The sequence below is a fragment of the Alcanivorax sp. HI0083 genome (assembly GCF_001635175.1).
In genome coordinates, this window is the sequence record NZ_LWFX01000090.1 from 1 (window position 1) to 573 (window position 573).

1 protein-coding gene is annotated in these 573 nt (G+C 63.5%); it reads left to right on the forward strand.

Translation table 11 applies throughout. The features are described from left to right. Nucleotides 1-573: AraC family ligand binding domain-containing protein (locus A3754_RS01030; RefSeq protein WP_156496655.1), on the forward strand; the 573-nt coding region annotated here is incomplete at both ends.

The following is a 573-nucleotide window of genomic DNA, read 5'->3' on the forward strand; positions in this document are numbered from 1 at the left end:
CATGGCACGCCAGCATCCGGCGGACGACCTGTTGATCTACTGTGTCTCCGGGGCAGGACAGGTGGCTTACGGAGGGCTGAGCCAGCCGGTTGAGGCCGGTGAGCTATTGCTGTTGCCTGCCGGGCTGGCCCATCGCTACTACGCCAACCCGCAGCGCCCCTGGAGCATTTACTGGGTGCATCTGGGCGGGCCTGAAGTGCAGGGATATTTCGACGAAATTGCCGGGCAACACCAGCCAGGCATCCGTAAGGTCCGGGTCGGCGTCCATTCCCGCCTGGCGGAGGATTTTCAGGCGTTGATGGCGGCAGCCACCAGCGCCCAGCCGGAACACCTGATTTACGCGGCCAACCTGCTACGCAGCCTGCTCGCCTACGCGGCCCTGATGCGCCGCCAGCACCAGGTACGCCACGCCACCCTGGATGTGGCACGGGTAAACAGCTACCTGCAAACGGCCATGGACCAACGCCTCAGCCTGGATACACTGATCGCCGCCACCAGCGATTTGTCCCGCTACCATTTTATTCGGGAATACAAACGCCAGACCGGGCAAACCCCCATGCAGGCGTTCCTGCG